At 57.6% G+C, this 24,056-nt stretch carries 26 protein-coding genes and 6 pseudogenes; 15 read left to right on the forward strand and 17 right to left on the reverse strand.

Translation table 11 applies throughout. The features are described 5' to 3' along the window. Nucleotides 1–16 precede the first annotated feature (16 nt). The 7 genes and pseudogenes from HGP17_RS11630 to HGP17_RS11655 form a co-directional block, all read right to left on the reverse strand. On the reverse strand, nucleotides 17–241 hold the full coding sequence (locus HGP17_RS11630) for a hypothetical protein (protein WP_168808963.1): 225 nt from the start codon (nucleotides 239–241) through the stop codon (nucleotides 17–19). Between the two features lie 123 nt (nucleotides 242–364). Then, entirely contained in the window at nucleotides 365–574 is a 210-nt protein-coding gene (locus tag HGP17_RS11635; protein ID WP_018902430.1) for a cold-shock protein, read from the reverse strand. 472 nt (nucleotides 575–1,046) lie between these two features. Next, nucleotides 1,047–1,325, reverse strand: coding sequence for a hypothetical protein (locus HGP17_RS33630; RefSeq protein WP_246704029.1), 279 nt, complete (start codon nucleotides 1,323–1,325; stop codon nucleotides 1,047–1,049). 9 nt (nucleotides 1,326–1,334) lie between these two features. Next, the gene (locus HGP17_RS11640; protein ID WP_168808965.1) at nucleotides 1,335–1,634 is read right to left on the reverse strand and encodes a DUF982 domain-containing protein; all 300 of its coding nucleotides are present in this window, start codon (nucleotides 1,632–1,634) and stop codon (nucleotides 1,335–1,337) included. Nucleotides 1,635–1,710: 76 nt separating this feature from the next. Further along, nucleotides 1,711–2,184, reverse strand: coding sequence for an Hsp20 family protein (locus HGP17_RS11645; RefSeq protein WP_168808967.1), 474 nt, complete (start codon nucleotides 2,182–2,184; stop codon nucleotides 1,711–1,713). 240 nt (nucleotides 2,185–2,424) lie between these two features. Beyond that, a pseudogene (locus tag HGP17_RS11650) lies at nucleotides 2,425–2,715 on the reverse strand (hypothetical protein). Nucleotides 2,716–2,808: 93 nt separating this feature from the next. Next, the gene (locus tag HGP17_RS11655) at nucleotides 2,809–3,081 is read right to left on the reverse strand and encodes an aspartate-semialdehyde dehydrogenase (RefSeq protein WP_168808969.1); all 273 of its coding nucleotides are present in this window, start codon (nucleotides 3,079–3,081) and stop codon (nucleotides 2,809–2,811) included. Nucleotides 3,082–3,357: 276 nt separating this feature from the next. Between HGP17_RS11655 and HGP17_RS11660 the strand changes: the two genes are divergently transcribed. From HGP17_RS11660 to HGP17_RS33635, 5 genes are all read left to right on the forward strand, one after another. Then, complete coding sequence (locus HGP17_RS11660; protein WP_168808971.1) at nucleotides 3,358–3,672, forward strand: co-chaperone GroES; 315 nt, start codon at nucleotides 3,358–3,360, stop codon at nucleotides 3,670–3,672. Nucleotides 3,673–3,731: 59 nt separating this feature from the next. Next, on the forward strand, nucleotides 3,732–5,360 hold the full coding sequence (gene groL, locus HGP17_RS11665) for a chaperonin GroEL (protein WP_168808973.1): 1,629 nt from the start codon (nucleotides 3,732–3,734) through the stop codon (nucleotides 5,358–5,360). Between the two features lie 58 nt (nucleotides 5,361–5,418). Further along, nucleotides 5,419–5,616, forward strand: coding sequence for a hypothetical protein (locus HGP17_RS11670; RefSeq protein ID WP_168808975.1), 198 nt, complete (start codon nucleotides 5,419–5,421; stop codon nucleotides 5,614–5,616). Nucleotides 5,617–6,033: 417 nt separating this feature from the next. Then, nucleotides 6,034–6,225 (forward strand): CsbD family protein, encoded by a 192-nt coding sequence (locus tag HGP17_RS11675; RefSeq protein ID WP_168808977.1) that lies wholly within the window; start codon nucleotides 6,034–6,036, stop codon nucleotides 6,223–6,225. Between the two features lie 462 nt (nucleotides 6,226–6,687). Next, nucleotides 6,688–7,134, forward strand: a complete 447-nt coding sequence (locus tag HGP17_RS33635) for a hypothetical protein (RefSeq protein WP_246704030.1) — start codon at nucleotides 6,688–6,690, stop codon at nucleotides 7,132–7,134. A 339-nt stretch (nucleotides 7,135–7,473) separates the two neighbouring features. Here the strand turns inward: HGP17_RS33635 and HGP17_RS11685 are convergent, their stop codons facing one another. Both HGP17_RS11685 and HGP17_RS11690 read right to left on the reverse strand, forming a co-directional pair. Beyond that, nucleotides 7,474–10,659 (reverse strand): type II toxin-antitoxin system ParD family antitoxin, encoded by a 3,186-nt coding sequence (locus HGP17_RS11685; protein ID WP_168808979.1) that lies wholly within the window; start codon nucleotides 10,657–10,659, stop codon nucleotides 7,474–7,476. 201 nt (nucleotides 10,660–10,860) lie between these two features. Next, nucleotides 10,861–11,628, reverse strand: coding sequence for an EAL domain-containing protein (locus HGP17_RS11690; protein ID WP_168808981.1), 768 nt, complete (start codon nucleotides 11,626–11,628; stop codon nucleotides 10,861–10,863). Between the two features lie 164 nt (nucleotides 11,629–11,792). Here HGP17_RS11690 and HGP17_RS11695 point away from each other — a divergent pair. The 4 genes and pseudogenes from HGP17_RS11695 to HGP17_RS11710 all read left to right on the forward strand — a co-directional run. Next, nucleotides 11,793–13,203: pseudogene (locus tag HGP17_RS11695) on the forward strand (PAS domain S-box protein); the annotation flags it as partial. Nucleotides 13,204–13,425: 222 nt separating this feature from the next. Continuing rightward, nucleotides 13,426–13,605, forward strand: coding sequence for a CsbD family protein (locus HGP17_RS11700; RefSeq protein WP_112945092.1), 180 nt, complete (start codon nucleotides 13,426–13,428; stop codon nucleotides 13,603–13,605). Nucleotides 13,606–13,670: 65 nt separating this feature from the next. Continuing rightward, nucleotides 13,671–13,931, forward strand: a complete 261-nt coding sequence (locus HGP17_RS11705; RefSeq protein ID WP_168808983.1) for a BON domain-containing protein — start codon at nucleotides 13,671–13,673, stop codon at nucleotides 13,929–13,931. Nucleotides 13,932–13,977: 46 nt separating this feature from the next. After that, the gene (locus tag HGP17_RS11710; RefSeq protein ID WP_168808985.1) at nucleotides 13,978–14,499 is read left to right on the forward strand and encodes a DUF992 domain-containing protein; all 522 of its coding nucleotides are present in this window, start codon (nucleotides 13,978–13,980) and stop codon (nucleotides 14,497–14,499) included. Nucleotides 14,500–14,614: 115 nt separating this feature from the next. Here HGP17_RS11710 and HGP17_RS11715 read toward each other — a convergent pair whose 3' ends face one another. From HGP17_RS11715 to HGP17_RS11725, 3 genes are all read right to left on the reverse strand, one after another. Next, on the reverse strand, nucleotides 14,615–15,145 hold the full coding sequence (locus HGP17_RS11715; protein ID WP_168808987.1) for a VOC family protein: 531 nt from the start codon (nucleotides 15,143–15,145) through the stop codon (nucleotides 14,615–14,617). 99 nt (nucleotides 15,146–15,244) lie between these two features. Next, nucleotides 15,245–16,093, reverse strand: a complete 849-nt coding sequence (locus tag HGP17_RS11720) for an alpha/beta hydrolase (protein WP_168808989.1) — start codon at nucleotides 16,091–16,093, stop codon at nucleotides 15,245–15,247. A gap of 48 nt (nucleotides 16,094–16,141) precedes the next feature. Continuing rightward, nucleotides 16,142–16,966 (reverse strand): oxidoreductase, encoded by an 825-nt coding sequence (locus HGP17_RS11725; RefSeq protein WP_168808991.1) that lies wholly within the window; start codon nucleotides 16,964–16,966, stop codon nucleotides 16,142–16,144. Between the two features lie 107 nt (nucleotides 16,967–17,073). Between HGP17_RS11725 and HGP17_RS11730 the strand changes: the two genes are divergently transcribed. The 4 genes and pseudogenes from HGP17_RS11730 to HGP17_RS33650 form a co-directional block, all read left to right on the forward strand. Beyond that, on the forward strand, nucleotides 17,074–17,934 hold the full coding sequence (locus HGP17_RS11730; RefSeq protein ID WP_168808993.1) for a LysR family transcriptional regulator: 861 nt from the start codon (nucleotides 17,074–17,076) through the stop codon (nucleotides 17,932–17,934). 810 nt (nucleotides 17,935–18,744) lie between these two features. Further along, nucleotides 18,745–19,041: a hypothetical protein gene (locus HGP17_RS11735; protein ID WP_168808995.1), complete on the forward strand. Its 297-nt coding sequence runs from the start codon at nucleotides 18,745–18,747 to the stop codon at nucleotides 19,039–19,041. 310 nt (nucleotides 19,042–19,351) lie between these two features. After that, a pseudogene (locus tag HGP17_RS33645) lies at nucleotides 19,352–19,526 on the forward strand (integrase); the annotation flags it as partial. A 288-nt stretch (nucleotides 19,527–19,814) separates the two neighbouring features. After that, a pseudogene (locus HGP17_RS33650) lies at nucleotides 19,815–19,946 on the forward strand (integrase); the annotation flags it as partial. A gap of 132 nt (nucleotides 19,947–20,078) precedes the next feature. Here HGP17_RS33650 and HGP17_RS11745 read toward each other — a convergent pair. Further along, nucleotides 20,079–20,762, reverse strand: coding sequence for an EthD domain-containing protein (locus tag HGP17_RS11745; protein WP_168808997.1), 684 nt, complete (start codon nucleotides 20,760–20,762; stop codon nucleotides 20,079–20,081). A 257-nt stretch (nucleotides 20,763–21,019) separates the two neighbouring features. Here HGP17_RS11745 and HGP17_RS11750 point away from each other — a divergent pair, with 257 nt between their 5' ends. After that, nucleotides 21,020–21,385 carry a helix-turn-helix domain-containing protein gene (locus tag HGP17_RS11750; protein ID WP_168809000.1) on the forward strand — a complete coding sequence of 122 codons (366 nt, stop codon included), beginning with the start codon at nucleotides 21,020–21,022 and terminating at the stop codon, nucleotides 21,383–21,385. 208 nt (nucleotides 21,386–21,593) lie between these two features. Here HGP17_RS11750 and HGP17_RS33655 read toward each other — a convergent pair. The 4 genes and pseudogenes from HGP17_RS33655 to HGP17_RS33670 form a co-directional block, all read right to left on the reverse strand. Continuing rightward, nucleotides 21,594–21,707, reverse strand: a pseudogene (locus HGP17_RS33655) (SDR family oxidoreductase); the annotation flags it as partial. 30 nt (nucleotides 21,708–21,737) lie between these two features. Beyond that, a complete protein-coding gene (locus tag HGP17_RS33660; protein ID WP_348648919.1) occupies nucleotides 21,738–22,256 on the reverse strand; it encodes an SDR family NAD(P)-dependent oxidoreductase in 519 nt (172 codons plus the stop codon). Next, entirely contained in the window at nucleotides 22,160–22,576 is a 417-nt protein-coding gene (locus tag HGP17_RS33665) for an SDR family NAD(P)-dependent oxidoreductase (protein WP_246704031.1), read from the reverse strand. The genes HGP17_RS33660 and HGP17_RS33665 overlap by 97 nt, the downstream gene beginning before the upstream one ends. Nucleotides 22,577–22,797: 221 nt before the next feature. Next, a pseudogene (locus HGP17_RS33670) lies at nucleotides 22,798–22,964 on the reverse strand (GFA family protein); the annotation flags it as partial. Nucleotides 22,965–23,111: 147 nt separating this feature from the next. On the opposite strand from HGP17_RS33670, the gene HGP17_RS11770 reads away from it, so the two are divergent. Further along, complete coding sequence (locus tag HGP17_RS11770) at nucleotides 23,112–24,032, forward strand: ArsR family transcriptional regulator (RefSeq protein ID WP_168809002.1); 921 nt, start codon at nucleotides 23,112–23,114, stop codon at nucleotides 24,030–24,032. Nucleotides 24,033–24,056 lie beyond the last annotated feature (24 nt).

The raw sequence follows: 24,056 nt of genomic DNA on the forward strand, positions 1-24,056 counted from the left end.
ATTCGTCGTTGGGTGATCAGCCGGCCTTGGATCGTTTGGCAAGCAGCGCAGATGTTGCAGACATCCGGTCGGCTTGCTCCTTGGCGAGGCGCGCTTCGCGCAGCCTGAGGGTTTTGGCATCACGTGCCTGGGCCACGGATTCGAGCTCTTCCACCGCGTTATTCTTGGCAAAGAACTGGGTCTGGAGATTGCCGAAGGCGGTCTCGGCCTGCTGGCGGGATTTGCTATATGTCTCTGTCATTGAATGTCCTCGATGTTGCTATGACGCCAAAACGAAAGAGGCCAGGCGAAATGCCTGGCCTCAAACTGATAATTGCTTCCGGCAGTGCCAGTACATCCGTGGTCAAAGGGAAGCAGATATCGATTAAGCGGACTGCAGATTGCAGGCCGACATCTTGCCCGACTTCATGTCGCGCTCGAGTTCAAAGCCGATCTTCTGGCCTTCAACCAGCTCGCGCATTCCGGCGCGCTCGACAGCCGAGATATGAACGAAGGCGTCAGCGCCGCCGTTGTCAGGCTGGATAAAGCCGAAGCCCTTGGTGGAATTGAACCATTTTACTGTGCCAGTGGTCATGATGAACCCTTTCAAAGCATAGATTGAGGACCCGCGAAGCAGGCGCTCCGCAGACGAAAACCGACTATTTTTGAAAGAAAAGTTCGCTTAGAGCACGGTGCCAATCGCGCGATGAACAAAGCTCGGCAAGCAAAAGATCGATGACCTATCTCTAAGGGAATGACAGCCAGAGGTCAACGGTTAGTTTTGACGTTTTCGAAGTATTATCTTCTGGTTGTAATCCGTTGAGCACAATCTGAGTCTTCCTATCGCTGTCGAACCGGGCCAGCGGAACCAAACGATGCGCCATGCAAGAAGGCCACGCCGCTCGGGGATTATGACGGAATATGGGCGTCCTGACAGGACCAAAATACGGGGCGCTGAGGGCCTCTCTGCCACGAACGCAGCACAGGACGAGTAAGTGGGCGGACATGAATCGCTCGAAGTAGGACATGGTTGCCAATCGACGATCCAGCCCGCCGCACCTGCACCGCTACGATCGACTTCGTCGATCGAGTTCTCTCAGCGCTGCCTGAACTTCATCGATTGAGACGGGTTCGATCGTACCAGGCAACTTACGGAGAGCCGGTTGCGAGTCTACCGCATAGAGATCGGACGCCCACGCGGCCAGGATCGCGTGTTTGTCGTCCTGCGAGAGTGATGGCGCTCTCACGACATCGCTCGGCCGCCTGAGCCGCATGCCTTGCATCAATACCGCCGGCCCCATGGTGACTGCTTGGTCGACCGCCTGCTGCAATATGAAATTTTCCATTACATCACCTCATTGCACGTGGGGATCGCGGTCTCGTCGCGTGCGGGAGGCAGCAAGCGCGGCCGTTTCGGGAGCCAGTAGATCATGCTTGGCGGCGAATGCTGCGAAAAGGCCGCGCGCCGTCTCTGCTTCGATTTCGCCGCGAAGTGCGGCCTTACACGCTTTTAGAGCACCAGAGTGCACCGAGTCTCTGAACGAGGTCGGCCACTCATTCAGGTGCCGGTAAGCGTCCATTACATCGCGAACTTTCGCAGGGAAGCCCAGCCCGACAAGAATGGTGACAGGGTGTCTGAACATATCGGGTTTCATCGCTCTCTCCTTTCCAACCCGGGATGTTGACGGGCGCCACCGCAGTGGCGCCCTCGTCTATGATTGCATCTGGACCTTAGGCAGCCTTCTGCGCTTCAAGCTGCGCCGGGCGAGACGAGGTCAACCCCGCCGTGCTCTCGATCGAAATCTTTCGAGGCTTCAGCGCTTCCGGGATCTCACGAACAAGATCGACGGACAGCAGTCCATTGCTCAGATCCGCACCGTTCACACGCACGTGGTCGGCAAGCTCGAACCGGTGCTCGAATGGACGGCCGGCGATGCCCCGATGCAAGTAAGCATCAGCCGAAGCCTCCTGCTTCTTGCCGGTGACGGTCAGCAGGTTGGACTGGAAGGTGATTTCGAGATCGTCCTGGGCAAAGCCTGCGACCGCTATCGAGATCCGGTAGCTGTCATCGCCGGTCTTGACAATGTCATAGGGCGGCCAGTCGCTGATCGAGCGAGCGCGCTGGGCGTTTTCAAGAAGATTGAAGACCCGATCGAAGCCAACGCTCGAGCGGAAAAGCGGTGCATAGTCGTAAGATGTTGCCATAGCCATATCCTCCTTGAAGCAACATGGGTACAGAAGCGCCGAAAGCAGCACTTCCAGCCAGGCCAGCTCAATGTTCAGCAGCTGGCCGCAAACGATTTGGTTTTTGAGAATTTCGGATTCAAGATCCGTGACGCAAAAAATTCATCCCTGTGAGATGAGATGATTTTCGACTTCATCCGCTCGCATCTTTGCCGGGGAATGTCCCACCCTGTCCGCGCGCCGACAAATCTGCCTCGCCCCTTAGTTGACGGATCGACTGATCACCCGATGGGGATAGGCAGCCTTGAACTGCGCCATCATCGCCCTGGCCTACTGCAGCACACGTTCGGTCTTTTCAGGATTATCGCGAGCGAGTTCGTCGGCATTCACTCGCATTGCTTCTGCCATGCTGGCGGACATCATTGCGAACTTCCCTTCTCCGCAGACCAGCTCCTCGTTTGCAGCGGTTTCAAGCCACCGGGCAAAGTCCACAATGATCTCTTCGCGTTCATCGATGCCAACACTCTTGATGATGTTGATGTTCTCTTCCATGCAGGTGTCACTCCATACACAATCGACGCACACCGAGTTCAACGTCTCGGGCGGTCGATGAGCTAGGAAGCATAAGAAATCAAATTCAAGAGTTCAGTGAAGCTTGAACTCGCCCTCGACACGTCGCCATTCGTTCGGACCGATCAGCTGCTGGTGGGAATAGCGGACGGAGTGGAGCGGCCCGTTAAGCTTTGCCTGCCAGAAGCCGAGAAACTTGTGCATCTCCGGAAAATCCGGTGCGAGATCATAGTCCTGCCAGACGTAGGTTTGCAGGACGGATTCGAAGTCGGGAATGCGGTAGAGGATATGCGCGGTGGTCAGCCCATAGCCGTTGAGCTGACGCTCGAGATCCGACGAGAATTGCATGCTTCATCTCCGTTTCGTGACACGGTGAAGGTGACAAAAAATCTTGCAGGCATCAACGGTTTTCTGAACTCGGCGATGCTGTTTATTGATCCCTTACAATATGTTAGCAGCCGTCATTGTTGAGTGCTATTTTTTCTTGTCACCCCTCTTGAAATTGAAAAATCTCGAAAATAAATTCTTCCCGCGAACGCTCAAAGAGGTTCGCACCCGCCCGGACCGGTCATCCGGTCCGGCCTGGGTCTTCAACGTCATCATTTTTGCTCAACGGAGGAAAACATGTCGTTCCGACCGCTTCATGATCGCATTCTCGTCCGCCGGGTCGAATCCCAGGAGAAGACCAAAGGCGGTATCATAATTCCCGACACCGCCAAGGAAAAGCCGCAGGAAGGCGAGGTCATCGCCGTCGGTCCCGGCGCGCGCAACGAGGCCGGTCAGATCCAGGCGCTCGACGTCAAGGCCGGTGATCGCATCCTGTTCGGCAAATGGTCCGGCACCGAGATCAAGATCAACGGCGAAGACCTGCTGATCATGAAGGAAAGCGACGTCATGGGCATCATCGAAGCCCAGGCCGAGCAGAAAAAGGCCGCCTGAGGCGATACCCGTTAATCCAATCTATCAGTCAAATAGCTGCCTATTGAGGAGTTAGACACATGGCTGCGAAAGAAGTCAAATTCAATAGCGATGCCCGTGAACGCATGCTGCGTGGGGTCGATGTCCTTGCCAATGCCGTCAAGGTCACACTCGGCCCGAAGGGCCGCAACGTCGTGATCGACAAATCGTTTGGCGCGCCGCGCATCACCAAGGACGGCGTATCCGTCGCCAAGGAAATCGAGCTGGAAGACAAGTTCGAGAACATGGGCGCCCAAATGCTGCGCGAAGTGGCATCGAAGACCAACGATCTCGCCGGCGACGGCACCACGACCGCGACCGTACTCGCCCAGGCCATCGTCAAGGAAGGCGCGAAAGCTGTTGCCTCTGGCATGAACCCGATGGACCTGAAGCGCGGTATCGACATTGCCGTCGACGCCGTCGTCAAGGAACTGAAGACCAACGCGCGCAAGATCACGAGCAATGCGGAGATCGCCCAGGTCGGCACCGTTTCGGCCAATGGTGATTCCGAAATCGGCCGGTACCTCGCCGAGGCGATGGAAAAGGTCGGCAACGAAGGCGTCATTACCGTCGAAGAAGCCAAGACCGCAGAAACCGAACTCGAAGTCGTCGAGGGAATGCAGTTCGACCGTGGCTACCTGTCCCCCTACTTCGTTACCAACCAGGACAAGATGCGCGTCGAGTTCGAGGACCCTTACATCCTCATCCACGAGAAGAAGCTGTCAAACCTTCAGGCGATGCTCCCGGTTCTCGAAACCGTGGTTCAGTCATCCAAGCCTCTTGTGATCATCGCGGAAGATGTCGAGGGCGAAGCGCTTGCAACCCTCGTCGTCAACAAGCTGCGTGGCGGCCTCAAGATCGCTGCCGTCAAGGCGCCCGGCTTCGGTGATCGCCGCAAGGCCATGCTCGAAGATATCGCCATCCTGACGGGCGGCACGGTGATCTCCGAGGACGTCGGCATCAAACTCGAAAACGTCACGCTCAACATGCTCGGCCGAGCCAAGAAGGTGGCGATCGAAAAGGAAAACACCACCATCATCGACGGCGTCGGCTCCAAGGCTGAGCTGGATGGCCGTGTTGCCCAGATCCGCGCACAGATCGAGGAGACCACCTCGGACTACGACCGCGAGAAGCTGCAGGAGCGGCTTGCCAAGCTTGCCGGGGGCGTCGCCGTTATCCGCGTCGGCGGCTCGACGGAAGTCGAAGTGAAGGAAAAGAAGGACCGCGTCGACGATGCACTTCATGCGACCCGCGCAGCCGTCGAGGAAGGCATCCTGCCCGGTGGTGGCGTAGCGCTTCTTCGCGCGGTCAAAGCGCTCGACAGTATCGCAACCGCCAACCAGGACCAGAAGGTCGGCGTTGAAATCGTCCGTCGCGCGATCGAAGCCCCTGTTCGCCAGATCGCCGAGAATGCCGGCGCTGAGGGTTCGGTGATCGTCGGCAAGCTCCGCGAGAAGACAGACTTCTCCTACGGCTGGAATGCGCAGACCGGTGAATACGGTGATCTTTACGCGCAAGGCGTCATCGACCCCGCCAAGGTCGTGCGTACCGCGCTCCAGGATGCCGCCTCGGTTGCAGGCCTGCTGGTGACGACGGAAGCGATGATTGCTGAAAAGCCCAAGAAGGACGCCGCCCCTGCCCTGCCGGCTGGCGCTGGCATGGACTTCTGAGAATCGATCGATACGGCCCGCCCCCACCGCCGGGGCGGGTGTTTCAGAGACAGAAGAAATGATAGAAGCCATTTCGAAGGACGATGCGCGCCTGTGCGCCTCTGTGGTCAAGGAAGTCGCCTCTGCAAAGGGCCTTACTCACGACCCCGCTGCAATCGGGAAATTGACGAACACCGTTGCAAGACTTTTCAACAAGGGCCTCCGAGAAAAGGACCAGTTGATTGCTGCGGCAATGGGTAGCGACGGAACAGCCTGAGTGAACTTCCGGGCTGGCAGATTGACTTGCCAGCCCGGATTTTGGCTGTGTCGGCCACATGAATCCTTCCCTGACGCGAACCGTCAAACGTCCAGGTCAATGCCGATGACGCTCACTAGGGAAGCCCTTCTCGCTTGATCGCCAAATTTTGTAACAGGAATGCTTTCGCACCCGTTCAAATAGGGCGTCGAGGAAAAAAGACCTTTTCCGCTGGCATCCGACCGGCACACTTGAACGCATCCATCAACGGGTGAGGCACATCGTCAGGCATCAGCCATCCTAAAGTGCGGAACGATAAGCCAGGCGGCGCATTGTTCAGACGAGCGGGTCGTCAAGCTACCCAAGATAGACTTACCCGGCATTTGACCGGATAGCGAGTCGAAGGTCGTGCGTACCGCTCTCAAAGGAGGACCGAACATGGGTTCGACATCCGATGAAGTTTCCGGCAAGGCAAATGAGCTGACTGGCAAAGCAAAGCAAGCCGTCGGTGACGCTACCGACAACAAGAGCATGGAAGCCAAGGGCGCCGCTCAGGAAGCAAAGGGCGACGCTCAGCAGGCCAAAGGCCATGCAAAGGATGCTGTGAAAGGCGTCGTCGACAAAGCCTGAGGGCTCACATTGACTGCAGTATGAGGTCGGAGCGATTTCGCTTCGACCTTTTCCTCTTCAAGTATCATATGCACGGTCGGCTCACTCCTCACCCTCGCCTTGGAGATCTCACCCTATCCTTGGAAATAAGGAAGGCAGTTTGGTGAAACTCCCGCTCGCTTGGCCTGGCGCGAAGGTTTGACCGCGAGCAATGCGCCTTCTTGAAGCCGAAGAGTCTGTCGGCTGACGCCAGAGCGAAACAGACGAGCAGCACCCTCCCCGCAACCCTCTACGCAGAGGCCGCTGCTGGAGCCATGAAAACACAAGCGCTGAGGGCGCTTCGTCCTGCTCAGCCAGACGGCAATGTTAGCAGACATAGGCATCACTTTGGATGGCCGATGTCGCTGGCCTCGGTAATCATACTTCTGTTGCGACCGACGCCATGTCAGCTCGCTCTTTTCCATTGAATAGAAGGCAGTCGTTATGATTGAAGAAAAGGAATCTTCCATCAGTAGCGACGGTGACCGCTGGTCGTTGGAGGTGCTCGACGGAGACATGACCGTCATCCATAAGGCGAATGAACCATCCGGCGGTCACGAGACCCTGACTCCGCTTCCCGTGTTCCTCGGTGAGCGAGCCGGCAAACCGGAACATGCCGCTCTTCTCCAGGTTCTCGGCCAATCGCGCGACGAAATAGAGGATCAGTTGCAAACGCATGAGACCGAGACGCAGTCTCTAAAAATCGCAACTGAGTACCTGCGCCTGGGCGGTCGGCGGCAGGCTAAAGGTGGACGACAACATTGTCAGCACCCGACGCTGGGAAGATGCCCCTCGGAAGCGGATGCATATTGGCAAACTCACGTGGCGCCTCTGACGGAGAAGGAACAGCGCGACATCATGATCCACCTGCCGTCGATGAGCGATCGCTAATCAGAAAGGTTCTACAGATGACAAAAGACAAAGATCTCGGTAGCGACGCTGCTCGAAGCAATCCTGAGACCGCCGACCAAGACCGGGAGATGCTTAGAAAACGCGCGGAGGAAAATATCGATCGGTCAAAGAGCAAGAATGGAGACGTTGACCGCGATGGCCATGGCGAAAAGCGGGACAATCCAACGCCCGGGTCCGAAGCGGCTGAACCATCCCCGGAGTGAAGCGCAAAGCTATCTCAGTTGTTCGAGCAGATGGGAGCGTAACGAGCTGAGCACCTCGTGACGATCTCGCAACTCATGCGCCTCGGCCCTATCCGGTTCGATGTCGGGTCAGCACCTAGGCTTCATCCAATTCGTCAGTACCCTGAACGCGATCCAAATGTGCTCCCGTGGACACGCCGACCCCGACCTTCGCGATGGCTTCGGCGAGTTTTTCGGCATCGTAGGGCTTGGCCACCACAATGGCATCCGTTTCATCGCGAACGGAGGACGGGTCACCGGTCGCATATATGATCAGCGTAGCAGGCCTTAAAGCCCTGGCCTCCGCAGCCAGCTCCGAGCCTGATGCGCCAGGGAGATTAACGTCGGTGACAAGGACATCAACCGCCATTGTTTGCAAGGCAGCTTTCGCTTCTTCAGCGCTTCCCGCCTCGACGACAATCAGTCCGGCATCCTGCAGCATCTCAGCCGTATTGACACGGATGAGCGCATCGTCCTCAACCAGCAAAACGGTCGCGCGATCGACTTTTACCTTGATTGGCTCTACTTTGCTTGGCTCCGCCATGATGGCGGAAGGTGTCGGAGATTGCTCCAGCTTCCGCACTCGTTCCACCAGGCGATCCTTTGTTTTCGCATTCGACCGCTGGGCTTGGTTCGCCAAGACGTGACGAAACTTACGCGCCAGCGCCTCGCGGGTATAGGGCTTGGACAACAGCTCGACGCCTGCATCGAGCCTGCCGCCGTGAACGATCGAGTTTTCCGTGTAGCCTGACGTGAAGAGCACAGCGATATTCGGCAGTCGCTCTTTTGCCTTTCGGGCGAGCTCCGGGCTTTTCAGCGTGCCCGGCATCACCACATCCGTGAACAGAATGTCGATCGGAATGCCGCTATCGATCACTGTCAGCGCGCTCGATGCATCGACCGCCTTCAGCGTGCGATATCCAAGGTCGGTCAGGATCGCGATGACGGTTTCGCGGACCTCCGCGTCATCCTCGACGACGAGGACAGTTTCCGTGCCCCCAACGATCGGCCCGTTATCGACGGCAACCTCGACGTCCTCCGCTTCGACCGCACGCGGCAGATAAAGCTTGATCGTCGTGCCGTGGCCGACTTCCGAGTAGATTTTGACATGGCCACCGGACTGTTTGACGAAGCCGTAAACCATCGACAGACCAAGACCGGAGCCCTTGCCTTCGGCCTTGGTGGAAAAGAACGGCTCGAAGACTTTCTCGATGATTTCGGGCGGCATGCCCGACCCGGTATCGGTCACCGCCATCATCACATACTGGCCGGGCGTGACCTCGTCATGCGTGCGGGCATAGGCATCATCGAGGTGAGCGTTCGACAGCTCAATCGTCAGTTTGCCCTGCCCTTCCATGGCGTCGCGTGCATTGATGGCGAGGTTGAGCAGAGCATTTTCGATCTGCGTCGGATCAATGAAGGTGTTCCAGAGCCCACCGCCGACCACGGTCTCGACCTCAATGGCCTCGCCGATCGCCCGGCGGATCATGTCGTCCATCTCGCGGATGAAACGGCTGATATTGACCACCTTAGGTTCGAGCGCCTGACGGCGACCGAAGGCGAGCAGCTGGCTGGCGAGCTTTGAACCCCGCGATACACCGGCCATGGCGTTCGCGATTTTCGCCTCGGCGCGTTGGTTGCCGGCAACCTCTTTTGACAGAAGCTGCAGATTTCCGGACACGACCTGCAACAGGTTGTTGAAGTCGTGCGCGACCCCGCCGGTCAATTTCCCCACGGTTTCCATTTTTTGAGCCTGCGCCAGCTTCACCTCCGCCTGGCGGCGCTCGGCGATCTCGGTAATGACGCGCGCTTCAAGATTTTCGTTCAGCTGCTTGAGCTGCTCTTCGGCCCGCTCCCGGTGGCGGACCTGGCGCGAAAGCGCTTCCGCCTGGTCACGCAAAGCGGCCTCCGCGGCGCGCTGATGGGTGATGTCAGTATGCACTCCGACCCATTCGACGATGTCACCCTTTGAGCCGATGATCGGCAGAGCGCGGATGGCAAACTGGCGCCAGGCGCCATCATGCCGGCGGACCCGGTGTTCGTGCACATACATGGATTTCGCTTCGACCGCGGCATTCCAAGTCGCGACCGACGCGTCCATGTCGTCCGGATGCACAGCTTGTGCCCAACCGAACCCTTGGTATTGCTCGAACGTCTGGCCGGTGAGTGCTGCCCAGCCCGGCTGCTCGCCGACCATTCTGCCGTCCGCACTGTTGGTCCATAGAACGCCATGCACTGCGTTCATGGCCGTACGAAAGCGCCTATTGCTCATTTCGAGCTCGGCTTCCCGCACCGCTCGCTCTTCGATATCGATGCCGAGAATGTAGGTGCCGGGGACTGATCCATCCCCCGCTACGTGCGGCACGTATCGAATTTCGAGGCGGCGCGGCGCGCCGCCCTGCACCGGCATGTCGGCTTCGCCGGTCACGACTTCGCCAGCCAGTGCACGATCAATGTCTGGCCGCCGGTTCTCGTATGGCCCCTCACCGATGACCGCGGCGATATGTTTGCCGATCATATCGTCCGGCTTCATACCGAACCACGCCTCGTAGGCATGATTGGCGAAACGATAAACATGCTGACGATCAACATAGGAGATCAGCATCGGCACGGCGTCGGTTACGCGGCGGAGTTCGTCTTCGCTATCGCTCACGCGTTTTTCCATCGCGACGCGGTCACTGTTGTCAACGACCGTGCACATCACGCCACCGATTTTGCCGTGGGCCTCGTAAACAGGCGTATAGAACAGATCGAAGATAAATTGCTCGGGTCGACCATTTCGGATGAGCGTCATGCTCTGATCGTGATAGGAACGAAGCTCGCCGCGAAGGCCGGCCTCGATCATGTCACGGTTCCAGTCCCAGATCTCCGGCCAGACTTCCGCAACGTTGCTGCCAAGTGCGCGAGGATGTTTTTCCCCTGCGATCTTCGCATAGGTATCGTTGTATATCATTACATGGCCCGGCCCCCACATCAGCACTTTCGCAACCGGCGAATTGACGATGTTGGCAACCGTGGTGCGGAACTCGACGGACCAGCCGCTCGTCGGCCCAATCGCAGTCTCCGACCAGTCCTTTTCCCGGATGATGCTGCCGCAGGCACCGCCCCCGATCGGCCAGGCTGCTGCGAATGATGCCGCATCTTTGGCACCATCGCGAAGCAAGCGCAGCCCTGATCGGACAACTTCACTGGCATTGCCATAGTCACCCGACGACAGGCATTCGGAAATGAACCCCTCAAGCTCCGGGGTCAGCGAGAAATTACGTGTGAGACGTTTGGCCATGACTGGCTCGTCTCACGGAATTTTACGTGTGTCAACGTGTGGCACTGCACAAGTCGTTTTCCGACCGAGTCAGCCTTCGCTTGGGGACGAGATTCGCATCTCGACAGTCAAAAATGGTTTCATGACGGACGAGGACCTCCGCCTGAAACCAAGCTTAACTTAGGGCGATCGCTGTCCCGGCATCCCGTCATCAATCCGGCGCTAGGCAGCGTCGGAGGCAATGTTCCTTGGCCCTGCGGGCGTCGCGAGAGATTCAAAACTCGGCTTTGCCAAAAAGTAACCCTGGATGAGGGAGACGCCAAGGTCTTTCAGCGTTGCCATCTCGTCAGCAGTTTCGACCCCTTCGCACAAAGGGACAATCGTCAGATCCTCCAGCATATCGAGCGAGTGTTTAACAATTTTGCGCCGGACGGGATCTGTGTCGATCCCCCGGATCAGGTCCATGTCCAGTTTTACGATGTCGGGCTGGAAGTGGGTCAGAAGCCCGAGCCCCGAGTGACCAGCTCCGAAATCGTCGATTGCCGTCTTGAATCCCATATCCCTGTAGGTGCGAAGGATATGGAGGACGTGTTTGGTATCGAGCTGCTCGTTCTCGGTAAATTCGAAGATGATGCGGTCAAGAGGAAAACCGGTCTTCATCGCAGTTGCAAGGGTCAGCCGAATGCAGGCCCGCGGCTCATAGACTGCGTTCGGCATGAAGTTGATCGATAGCTTCACATGATCAGCAGGATCGAAGAGTTCAGACGCCAACTCGATCGCCTTCACTCGACATTGCTGGTCGAACGCATAGCGATTGCCTTCCTTGACTTGGCTCAGAACGGAACCAGCCCGCTCGCCGTTCGGACCTCGCACCAAGGCCTCATGAGCAAAGACAGCGCCCGTATTGATATTGACGATCGGCTGAAACGCCATCGAAAAAGGAAGGTCGAAAGCGGCGCCATCGCGGCAGCCATCACAGTGCGTCGGCATACAGAGCCCTCCATCAAGTGGCCAGCCTTACAGGATCAGCGATTAAACTTCCGTAGCTACAGCATAAGAAGTCGTCGTTGATGCTCGACGCCATAAATATCCCATGCGGCGATGATCACTTACCCTTTAAATCGTTCCCAGGGACGCAACCTATTGGTCCGCCAATGCACTTGAGGGACGACATAAGTGAAATTCCTGATCCGCCAAAAATCAACAAGGGCAACCTTCAAGAACTGATCGAGGGTCTGAGTGACGGCATCATCCTTGTTGAGCAAGTTGGATGTATCGTTTGGGCTAATGCCGCAGCCATCGCCATGCATCGAGTGAGTAGCATTGAGCAGCCCGGAGGCGACGCAGCGGGATATCGGCGAACGTTCACTCTGCGGTATCGCAACAACCATCTTCTGGAAGAAGGCCAATACCCGATGGAGCGCCTTCTCGCTGGCGAGACAGTCGACGACGTGACCGTCGAGATATCGCCGGAACCGACGTCGGCGACAAGCCTGATGCATTGGCGCTGATCATCAAAGATGAGCCTCCACGATTCGAGGCAGAGGAGAGGTTCGAGCGATCATTCAATGTCAACCCCGCACCTGGTCTGATCTGTCGGCTCGACGATCAGCGGTTCATCAGGGTCAACGAAGGATTTCTGGAGATGACGGGCTTCACCAAGGACGATGTCATCGGCAGGACCGTGGATGCAATCGGACTGTTCTCGAACTGCGACACCGGGGACGATGCCCTATCGAAACTCACCGAAGGTCGGGTGATACGCCATCGAGGCCTTGGTTCCCCTGCCCGGCGGCGGCGACCGGCTTGTGATCGTCGCCGGCGAGCCGATTTCCGAGGTCGAGAACCGTCTATGCTGTTTACCTTCGCCGATCTCGACGCAAGGCGAAAGGCCCAGAACGCTCTCCGTCAGAGCGAAGAGCGCTTTTCAAAATCTTTTCGGCTCTCACCTGCGCCAGCTGCAATTTCAAGGCGCGACGACTTGGTGTTCACGGAAGCAAACGACGAATTCCTGCAGATCTCGGGTTACGCGTTGACTGAGGTCGTCGGCCGGACTGCCGGCGAACTCCGTCTATGGGAGGACATTTCCGCCGGACGCGCCGTTGAGCAGAAGCTGCGTGACAACACCTTCGTCGCAATGAGCAGATGCGGATGAAGCAGAAGGATGACGGTGTTGCCGACTGCCTTGTTTCTGTTGAACGCGTGGAGATCAATGACGAACAATGCGTCATTTGGGCCCTTCAGGACGTCACGGAACGCCGGCGCGGCGAAGCACAGCTGGCTGAGGCGATCGAAATTGTCATGGCCGATACGTAATGGTTTAGCCACTCCATTGTCGAGCGTCTCGCGACCTTGAAGCACGGGTCGACGACAACGTCGACAGCCGGACTGCTGGAGCTTAGCGAGCGGGAGCGGGACATCCTCGGCCTGATCTGCAAAGGCCAAAGTGATGCGGAGATGGGAGAGACGCTACATCTTTCAAAGAACACCATTCGCAACCACATCGCATCCTTATACGGAAAGATCGGCGTTAACCGACGTGCAGCCGCTGTCATCTGGGCGCGCGGGAACCCGGCTTTAAAGGTGGCCCCGACGGAAAATTACCACCGCGTGGGGGTACAAAATCGCGCGGAAAGTGACGTGGAGCGCGCAAAAAGGTCATTTGATACTAATTACAATAGTACTTTCCACTCTGAACTTTCATCGGGAACGGTTCTATTTCCAAGATCATGACGCCGGCGAATTCGGTGTCTGATGATCGAACGCTGTCTAAGGAAAGGCCACATTATGGATAAGAACCGTATCGAAGGTGCCGCAAAGGAACTGAAGGGCACGATCAAGGAAGTTGCTGGCAAGGTCACCGGCAACAAGGAACTGGAAGCAGAAGGCAAGGTCGACAAGGCCGCCGGCCAGGTACAGAGCACCGTCGGCAAAGGCAAGGACGCCATCAAGGATGCGCTGAAGTAACGCCTTGCGATTGATCGGCTGCCTGGTTGGCGAGCCGATCGATCCCCATTCAGGGATCAACCACGATGCTATTCTCACTGTTCACGAGCGCGCCGGTCGCGGCAGATCCGACTGCGACCAACGCGGCAGTCAAGTGCCTTCTGGCTTATACCCATGGTCTTGAGGATTGCCAGATCGATGTCGAAACGGTCGACGGCGTCATTATGCTCACCGGTACGGCTTCTTCAGAGGACGCCGCGCGCATTGCGACATCGATCGCCTCCGATTTCGCGTCGAAGCCGGTGATATCAGGTCTGCAGTTAGCTGTGGCGTCAAAGCTGACCTGACCGAGCAGTGACTAGTACCCACCCAATTTCGAACAAGGAAAAGACAATGAAAAAGATGCTCATTCTCGCCATGGCAACCGCTCTCGGCTTTGGTTCGGCTGCTGCCGCCGCTGACAACCATCACGGCAAAAAGCAGCAACACGGCCAGCAATTTGCGTCCCAGCCAAAAGAGCGACTTGGAACCCTGTCTTGCGAAGTGGCCGGTGGCATCGGACTGCTGGTCGGCTCCAGCCGCACAGTCGATTGCCAGTTCAAACAGCGAACCGGCAGGGTCGAACGCTATACCGGTACGATTGGCAAGCTCGGCATCGATGTGGGTGTTACGGGCAAATCCTATCTGAGCTGGATCGTGGTCAACACCACGCCGACAACCGTCGGAGAAGGCAGCCTTGCCGGGACCTATGTCGGAGCATCGGCCGGCGCATCACTTGGCCTGGGACTGGGTGCAAATGCGCTGATCGGCGGCAATGCCAAGAATTTTGGTTTGCAGCCGTTGAGTGCGGAGGCAGGCACAGGTCTAAACGTTGCAGCCGGCGTCTCGCGTCTGCAATTGCGTAAGGCAGGTTAATCCGCCCACCGATCGGCAGGCTTGGTGTCGCCTAACTCTTTGCGCCACACGTCGTGGCGCGGACTCTTAACGGGCGACATTCTATTCTTAAGCGCCCACTCATCCACTGGTCCACTCATTCCTCGTCCTGCCACCTGCGCAGATCCGTCTGGTCATGGTAGGCCATGCGATCGGGCGTGGTGATGAACTCGATCGTCGTGCCCCACGGCATGCGGCAGTAACAGACCTTATTTCCTGGGCCCCTTTCGGTTGCGTAGGGAATAGCGCGCGGCGCGGTAAGAGGCGTGCCGCCTGCCTTTTCGAAGCGCTCGACCGATGCTTCGATGTCGTCGGTGTAGACACCGAAATGCGTAATGCCGAAGTCGCTTGCCCGAACCGGCTGGACTTGTTCGGGGCCGTGCATTTCAAAGAGCTCGATGTCAGGCCCGGTTCCGATCCTGACCATCGCCTGAGCACGCACGACCGTTCCCGGGAAAGCGCCGGTGGCTCGCTCGAATTCGGGTCCCTTCCGCTCCGGATCCTGCGCTCCGAAAGATTGATAGATCACCTGGCCCCCAAAAGCCTCCACCAGGAACGATTTTGCCGCTTCGATGTCGGGCACCGTGATGCCGATATGATTGACGCCGCGAATGACGGGTGTCGTCATGATAGTCTTCCTTTCTTAGTTCATTATCGAATGTGATCAGGCACAGGTTGCCCGCGGTGCCGCGACCCCTTTCGGCGCATGGCCGCGGACTGCAACGTTTCAACTGACCCCGAGGAAATCGATCAGAGCGGCGGCGACTTCGTCTGGCCGCTCGTCTGCGACATAGTGGCTGCACCGCGCGATCGAGCCGCCCGTGACATTACTGGCGAACTCCATGAGCATCGGGACCATATTCGAACCGAAGCGCTGCTCTCCGCCGAGAGCTAGCACCGGTACCTCGAGCGGCCGCTTCTTGTAATCGAGCGCGGATATGTGGTCGGCGGCAAGGGTGCGATACCATTCCATACCGGCGCGCGTGCGGCCAGGCAGAGCCATCGCCTTGGCGTAGATCTCGATGTCCTTAGGATTGAAGGTGCTATGATCGTAGAACCGCTCCGCCATGAACGCCGAAACATAGTCATATTCGCGTCCAATTATGAGGCGCTCGGGTAAATCCCGATTGGCGTGGAAGGCAAAGTGCCAGATCCTTGCCGTCGTCGCCTCCCATTGGCTCCAGCCGGGAAGCGGAACGTCGAGCACTGCCAGGTGGGTTATAGCCTTCCGATATATGGCCGCCTGCGGCAATGCCACCATTCCGCCAATGTCATGGCCGCAAACGGCGTAACGTTCGTGCCCGAGGGCAAACATGACCTCGTGCGCGTCGCGCGCCATCGTCGCCTTGTCGTAGCCATCAGGCGGACAGTCGGAAAAGCCAGCGCCGCGCAGATCGATCGCCACCACGCTGAACTGCTCCGCGAGCAGCGGCATGACATGGTGCCATTCCCACCAGGTTTCCGGCCAACCGTGAAGCAGGAGGATCGGCCGACCCGACCCTCCTGTGACGGCGTTGATCTTGATGCCGTTCACCGGCACCATCTGCTGGGTAAACCCCTTCAACGTCGGGATCATGATCTCTTTCCAGTCAATGTTGATATTTGAACCGAGTTCAGCCAGCGCTCAGTGTTGGTCGAAATCGGTGGCAATGGAAATGTCTCGCCAGGCGTCGATATCGCCGAGAAAAGAAGCCAGCTTCCGCTCGGCGATCGAATGCGCGATGGGGCCGAGCGGCAGATGAAGTGGGGCGTCATCTGCATCGACCGCCTGCAGGATCACCGCAATCGCCTTGTCGGGATCGCCCGCCTGATTGCCATTGTTGGTTTCGCGATAGTGCCTGCGCGAGCTCGCGGCATATTCCGGCATTTCTTTCGCGGCTATCGTGATCGAGCGACCAAGAAAATCAGTTCGAAACGGGCCAGGTTCAACGATCATTACACGGATGCCGAACGGCTTCAGCTCACCGGCGAGCGCTTCGGAAATCCCCTCCACGGCGAACTTGGCAGCATTGTAATATCCGGCACCGCCGCTGCCAGCGATGCCTGCACCGGACGACAGGTTGACGATGGTTCCGCCCGAACGGCGCAGGACCGGCAGGGCCGCCTTCGTCGTTTCGATCAGACCGAAGACGTTCACCTCGAACATTGGCCGATATTCTTCTGCGGTGCCTTCCTCGATCGCGCCAAACAGTCCGTAGCCGGCATTGTTCACGAGCACATCAAAGCCACCGAATGTATCGACGGCCTTTGCGACCGCCGCCTTGGCTGCCGCTGCATCCGTTACGTCCAGCGGTAAGGTGATCATGCGGCCGCCGGAATGCTCGGCCATTTCTCTGATCATCTCCACATTGCGGGCCGTCGCGATGACCTGATCGCCGCGCTCGGCCGCAGCAATCGCGAGCCGTTTTCCGAAGCCGCTCGAGCAGCCTGTGATGAGCCACGTTTTCATTGGTTTCTCCGCTCGTTTTCAGAAGATGACTTGAATCTAGATGTTTATATTTGTACTTGAAGTGACATAATTGTAATTCCGATGTTCATTTTTGTAAGGGAATGGCCATGGAATGGAGTGACGTCAGAATCTTTCTTGCTATTGCGCGATCCGGCACGCTCGGCGGCGCTGCGCGCGTTCTTCAGACGAGCCATCCGACCGTCGGCAGACGGCTGCGTGCCCTTGAGGAAGCGATCGGCCACACACTCTTCCAGCGGACCGCGGACGGTCTTGTCCTCACCGAAGAGGGTCACGGGATCATCGCGCTGGCAGAGCAGATGGAAGAAGGCGCGCTGGCCATGGAGCGCAGGCTCGCCGGGCAGGGGCAAAATCTCAAAGGCAATCTGCGCATCTCATCAGCCGACTGGTTTGGGTCCTATGTCCTGCCGCCAATCCTTGCAGATTTTTCGAGCGCCTACCCCAATGTCGACGCCGAAATCCTGACTGGTACACGTCAGTTCAACCTGGCCCAGCGAGAGGCCGACATTGCGTTTCGAATCGTTCCATTCAACACCGCCGATATCGTTCAGCGGCGGCTCTTCAAGCTCGAATACGGCGTTTATATCGCCGTGGCATCACCTGATCCGCAATATGGCGACGGGACTGGTTTCCGGCTGATCACCCACGATACGTCGACCGGACAGTTTCCTGATATCGATTGGCTCATCGAGAGTTTCCCGAACGCGCGACCGGTCCTGCGATCAAATAACCGCAACGTTCAGGGCCGAATGTGTCGGCAAGGCATAGGAATCGCCGTTCTGCCGCGCGTCGTAGGCAATCAGACTCCAGGTATTCGCAGACTGGAACTGCCGACGTCGCCGCCGGCGCGCGACATTTGGATGGGATATCACAGAGACCTGCGACGCCTTCAGCGTCTTCGTGCATTCATCTCGACCGTTTCAAATCATCTCGTGAGCGAGATCGCATAAAGGCCGGCGGACAATAATCTTCCTTGGGGTAGAAGTCTCGCAGCCGGCGTCTTCGCGATCGACAGATCGACCAAAGAATTGCCTTCTTTGGTTCGCCAACGGTTCATCGCCGCTGCCCTTATATGTGCCAGGGACGTGCAGGGAGTGAAGATATGAAAATGCTTTTAATCCCCTCGACAATAACCGCAGCTGGCCTGTTCACTTCGGTCGCTGAAGCAATGCCCTTTATATCCGCTCCAGTCTCAGGACCGGTTAGCTCGGCGAATATTGTTAGCGTAGACTACGCATGCGGTCGCGGCTTCCATGAAAATCAAATGGGCGCATTGCCGCCCAAATGGCCCCCCGTGGCTACGCCTACGGTAGAGAAGGCTACGGATGGAGGCATCGCCCACCGCCCCCGCCGCCGTGGGCCCACTATCACCACCATCGGCATTACGACGACCGATGGTAGCTATCAGGAGCCCGGTAAAGCCGGGCTCGCTTGCGGTCAGGGCCCGGGTGAGGTCCCATGACGAGTGCTAATGACATTTCCGGTGTCAATGCCCTGCACCGAATTCCCGATCAGATTTATACCGATCGCGATTATTCCAGCCCAAACGACAACTGAAAACGTAAAGGCAAGCACCAGGCAGCGGAGGCGAGTAGACATGGCCTAATCTAAACTAGTTGGGTTAGCGAGGCTTCCCTCAAATCTCACCATCAGCAATGGAGGGGCAGGATTGCCTTTTGATTGCAGGGCGGAACGATCAGTGACTGTCGGAGTTCGCTTCGTATGCCCAGGGATATTCCGGACTGCGAAGGAGAGAAGCTATGCACCCGTTCGGTCCAATCAGCACCGCCGACAAAAAACCGACAACGCCGCCGATGTCCAGCAACCACGCGCGGCCGAACTTGATGCGGCAAGCCCAAGTGATACCGCCACACCAGGTCGACCTAACCCTTGCTCCGACGACGTTGGAACAGATTAGGGCGCCGTCCGAGATCATCGACCATAAGAAGCATAAGCAGCTAGTCACAATGGTTTACTCAGAAGGTGGCTCGGGTACCGACGCCAAGGCCTTCGATCAGTCGAGAGAGCTGCACGACAAGGACATTCAAGTTCCTTGAGCGACACGTAAGCTCCCCAAGAACGATGCTTGATCAGATGATCGTGGGTTCAAATTGGCTCCCGAGCAACCGCCGCACAGACCGTCGGGTAAACTCTTTGAATTTGGAATCTCATTTCCTAACTGTGCGACGTCGAACGCCTAGAGGAAAGGAGATAGCGATGACCGACACCAAATTCGGTCGCCCGTTGTTCGTATATTCGAGAGCTCGCCAGCCTACAGGATGTGTTCGACTTTCTCGATGACTGGCCCATGGATAAGAGAGGCGACACTTACGATGTGCTGATCAAAGCGTGCCGGATGGCAGCTTAGGGCATCTTGTCACCCTGCGTGATAAAACCGGTTGGCGCGAGGTCGAATTTGGGCGTGGCCCATTCGACGCCCACGTGCCCTGTCGCCCCGTCGAGACATAAATTAAGTTTGCCCGTATTTCGCAATCAAATCCGTGGGGTGGGAGCGGCTGAACGACAAGGGGTCGCTCGCTTGTGAAAGCGAGCGGCGATGTCGGCCGGGGTCCACGGCGATCTCAGCGAGATCGCATCGCTGACACCAGCGGAGCTCGGCCCACACGATGTTGAATGTCGCGCAACCAATGATGACAATACCATCGCGACGCAGCGGAGGCCGCCATTGCCACAGACCGCCGCAGAGCCGGCCGACCCATCAGGCCGTTCGGTGCGCGGATCGCAGCGACCGCCCTCTCGCGCGGCGCATCGGCGGCCACTCGCAATCTCTCAAATTTCGGGGGCGTTGGTTTGGTTATCATCAACCCGTGGGAGGAACAAAACCACGACTGGCGATCACGATGACGTCGTCTATCTCGCGGGCCAGCCGGTCGAGGCATTGAAGTCTCGGATAGCGGCGGCGAAGATCGACAAGGGCAGCTTGCTCCGTGAAATCGGAAGATTGAGTGTTGCCACAGCGGACTCAAGGTCTGCCGTGAAGATGCCGTTCTTTAGCGGTGAAGGTCAGGACGCTGCTAGCTCGCGGTTGAAGCGCTCAGCGTCCTCGTAGGACAGTAAATGACAGGCTCCTGGCTTACCGCAGGAATCGCTCCGACATCGCCAGCATGGTGACGGCGTGACCGGCTCGCGCGAGAAGTTCGTCAAAAGCAGCGCGTTCGGCGTCCACCCCATCTTGGAACGCCGTCAGGGTAGGCCACCACAACTGGCGAGCGCCCAGAAACGGTGGGTCGTCGCTGTGCACTTCCGCGCTCGGTCGGTTTACCGCGTGACGCAGCGCACCGATCCGCAGGCCCAACTCGGCGTCATCTGCGCTTGTCCAGTCAGGATTGCCATCGCGGTGCACGAACTGCAAGAGATGGATGCTGGTCGGCCGCTCCAGCACGTCCCATTGCCGATCGACCGCAGCTCCGGCGCCATTAGCGGGTCGCGAGACGATGACCTCCTCCTCGGTGATGAAGAATATGACCCTCGGCAAGTCCTGGAACAATGGCTCGTCGGGGCGGATGTTGTCGACGAACAAGGGCTCATCGACCAGCGCGGCGGCGGCCTTCGGGGAGTCGAACGAGGGCATAGCGACGCCGTCGTACTGGTCCTGCCCCGGGCCGAGGCGGTCGGTGTCGAACTGGTGCGCCTGAACGTAGGTGAGCATGCCCGGAATCTGGCGGCCCAGAGTGCCGTGCGGGTGGCGCCAATGGTCATGGAAGCGCTGGCGGTCGATGTCGGGGCGCCGCGGGATAAGGGAGAAGAAGCGGATCAAAGGAAGCTCCTGATTTGGTCCAGTCGACTGACCTGGATTTGATTGCCTGGTTTGCTTTCCACGGGTGTGACGTTACGCGTCACCCCATGGTGTGACGATGGGGGTGCCAGCTTCATCGGGCCGACAGGAATGGTCGCAACAGAACGTCTGTCTAAGTCATGAGGAAGCCTTTCTCGCTGATTTGCGAGATAGGTATACATCTGCTACTTAGTTGCAAGAACGCACTTACAGTCGCCCAGGTATCGTTGAGGAAACCCATGCCCATTTGTCAGCACTTCGATGAAAGCTGCCCCAGCCGCTCGCTGTTCGATAATATCGCCGATAAGTGGTCGATGATGGTGATCAGCGTGCTGGATACGGGTCCAATGCGCTTCAACGGAATCAAACGGCAAATTGGGGGCGTGACGCAGAAGGCGCTGACCCAATGTTTGCGGAGGCTGGAACGCAATGGGCTTGTCTCCCGCCGGATCATTCCGACCTCGCCGATCGGGGTCGAATACACAATCACGCCGCTTGGCCGCTCGCTGCTGGGGCCATTTCAGGCACTGCATGCCTGGACCATCGAACACATGGAGGACGTGGACCAGGCGCGCCAAGCGTTTGACGGCGCTACGGCGGCGTGAACTGGCGCGCCGTCAATTTCACCTCCCCGGCCGCACGTTGCAGTGCCGATGGCAGACGGAGGTAAGACGGCTTTTCGTCAGCTTAAGGAAGCGCTCAAAAGCAGGACGATTCCATCGGCGCAACAGCGATCCGAGATTTGGGGGCGTAGGCGCCTGACTTTATAGTCAAGCCGAATTGCCTGGCCTGCGACCCCTGAGGCCGCATCCAGCCGCCATCGACGAAAGGTGTCTGACCCATTACGAAGCGAGCGTCGTCGCTGGTCAGGAACGCCGCCGGTCCCGCAATATGCGCGGGCGTGCCGAGCAGCGTGATCGCCTGCTGTGTAGCGCTCTCCAAGCTCCAAGAATATCGTCAGAGCTTAGCTTGATCGGCGGTAGTAAAACGCAGTGCTCTACCATCGTCCGCAACTATCGCATCCATCTCCTCTGCGAGCGCATCGCGATCGTCGACGCCGCGCAAAAGACGACCGGCAAGGGTATCGAAGCGTCCGGCGGCGATGTCGGCAATTAGAAGTGCAGCGTGCATCGGCTCGATGTCAACGCCATCATCGAAAAGCTTTTGTATTCCGGGCAGATAGGTTCTTCCTGCCTCCGACGATAGCTGTAGCTCGGTCATCGCAGTGCGAACAAGACCTGGATCGACGGCGAATGCGCGGACATCGTTGGCAATTGTTGTGTCGTTCAGACACTCCGTGAAACGCATGATGGCGGCCTTGCTGGACGCGTAGCCAGAGCCATGAGGAAAACTGTTGCCCGCTCCGCCACCAACGAAGTTTACGATCCGGCCCGGCCGTGCGCCAACATCATAGGGGCGGCCGTGCGGCAGGTATTGAATGTACCACGCAGATTGATCTCGACATCCCGCCACCACACAAGGGGATCGCAGTCCCAGGCAGGACCAAAGCCCTGAAACGAGCCGTGATTGTTGATGAGAATGTCGATCGGGCCCAATTCGCTTGCAACGCGAGTAAAGGCACTTTCAACGGCGGCAAGGCCAATCAGGTCCGCCGAAACAGCGATCGCTTCACCGCCCTCTTCCTCAATGAGAGAGACTGTTTCCTCAATCTCGGTGGCCGTCCGCGCCAACACGGCGACCTTTGCACCTTCCCTAGCCTGCTGTAGGGCGATCTCTCGACCTATTCCTCTGCCGCCGTCAGTTACCGCGGTGACCATGTTTGAAAGGCGGGACATGCCTACTCCTATTAGGTTTTAGAAATCGATCTGGATACACTTGGACATGTGTGCCTCAGCGGCTGATGGCAATGACGGCGACTCCACTTCGATCTCGCGGTAACGGCCATTTCAAGGCATCGTGCCAGGAACCGGTGGACGACGCGCTGGAGCATGGCCCTTGTCGCGTTCCTTTTGGAATAGGACGGAAACCTCTTCCGCTACGTCTTCTGCTGGAACGCTCAATCGCCCGGTCGACCTGGAAGTCCCATCAGATCTTGCGCCCATGACAACGCCGAAGAGCATCAGATCTGCGAATGGGGCTTAGCTCCGGGCGCTGATTGACAGTTCCCAGTCTGATGCCGACCTGCTCGGCGTCTTCATTCTCTCCCGTCGTATATATGGGCGATACGAGGCACGAACTTCAGAGGACGATCGCCCAAATGGTTGCTCATATCAATCAAGCCTACCTCAAATGGTGGCACCTGAAAGACGTACCCTTGCTGTATCATTTTTTCCGATATAAAGCGTCTTTTCACAGACGCTGGAGGACGCGATGGAACGCTCGTTCTTGACGATCAATGCCGATGGGAATGAGGATATAATCAAAGCGCTTTCCGCACCAAATCGCGTTCAAATGCTCAAGTTGCTTTGCCAGCACGGGCCAATGAATATCAACGATATCGCAAAAGCGCTCGCTCTGCCGCAATCGACCGTCGCTACCGGGATACAGATCCTGGAGGAAGCGCGGCTTGTAGGTTCTCAGCTTGCCAAGGCTCGCAAGGGCAGCCAGAAAATCTGCTCGGCGGTCTACAGCGAAATTCTGATCAGCTTCGAGAATATCGTTCAGAAATCCGAAGATGTCATCGAGGTTGCCATGCCCGTCGGCCTCTACACTAGCTGCGAGGTCCATGCCCCGTGTGGTCTCTGTTCGACGGAGAGCGTGATTGGGCTTCTCGACGTGCCGGATTATTTTCTCGATCCGCTACGAATGCAGGCGGGGCTCGTTTGGTTTGGCAGAGGCTATATTGAATATAAATTTCCTAATAATGCCAAAGTTTTAAATAAAGACGTGCGAGCCATTGAATTCTCGATAGAATTGTCATCCGAAGTGCCTGGCACCAACCCTGATTGGCCTTCGGACATTACGCTCTGGGTTAATGGCATAGCAATCGGAACATGGACGTCTCCTGGCGACTATGGAGATAGACGCGGCGCATTCACACCTTCATGGTGGAAGCTTGAGGGCTCGCAATACGGTAAGCTGAAGACGTGGCGCACCTCCACCCGTGGAACGTTCATCGACGGCGTGGCCGTATCGAATGTCACGGTAAGCGATCTGGCACTGTCGCAGCATTCGTCCATCCGGCTGCGGATCGGCATAGCAGAAAATGCGGGCCACACCGGAGGCGTGAACATTTTTGGCCGCGGCTTCGGTAATTATGGAAATGATATCGTCATGCGTTTGCACGTCTGACCACTATATCGGAAATCTTGATTT

Origin of the sequence: Rhizobium sp. P38BS-XIX (genome assembly GCF_012641435.1) — a bacterium.
GTDB lineage: Bacteria > Pseudomonadota > Alphaproteobacteria > Rhizobiales > Rhizobiaceae > Rhizobium.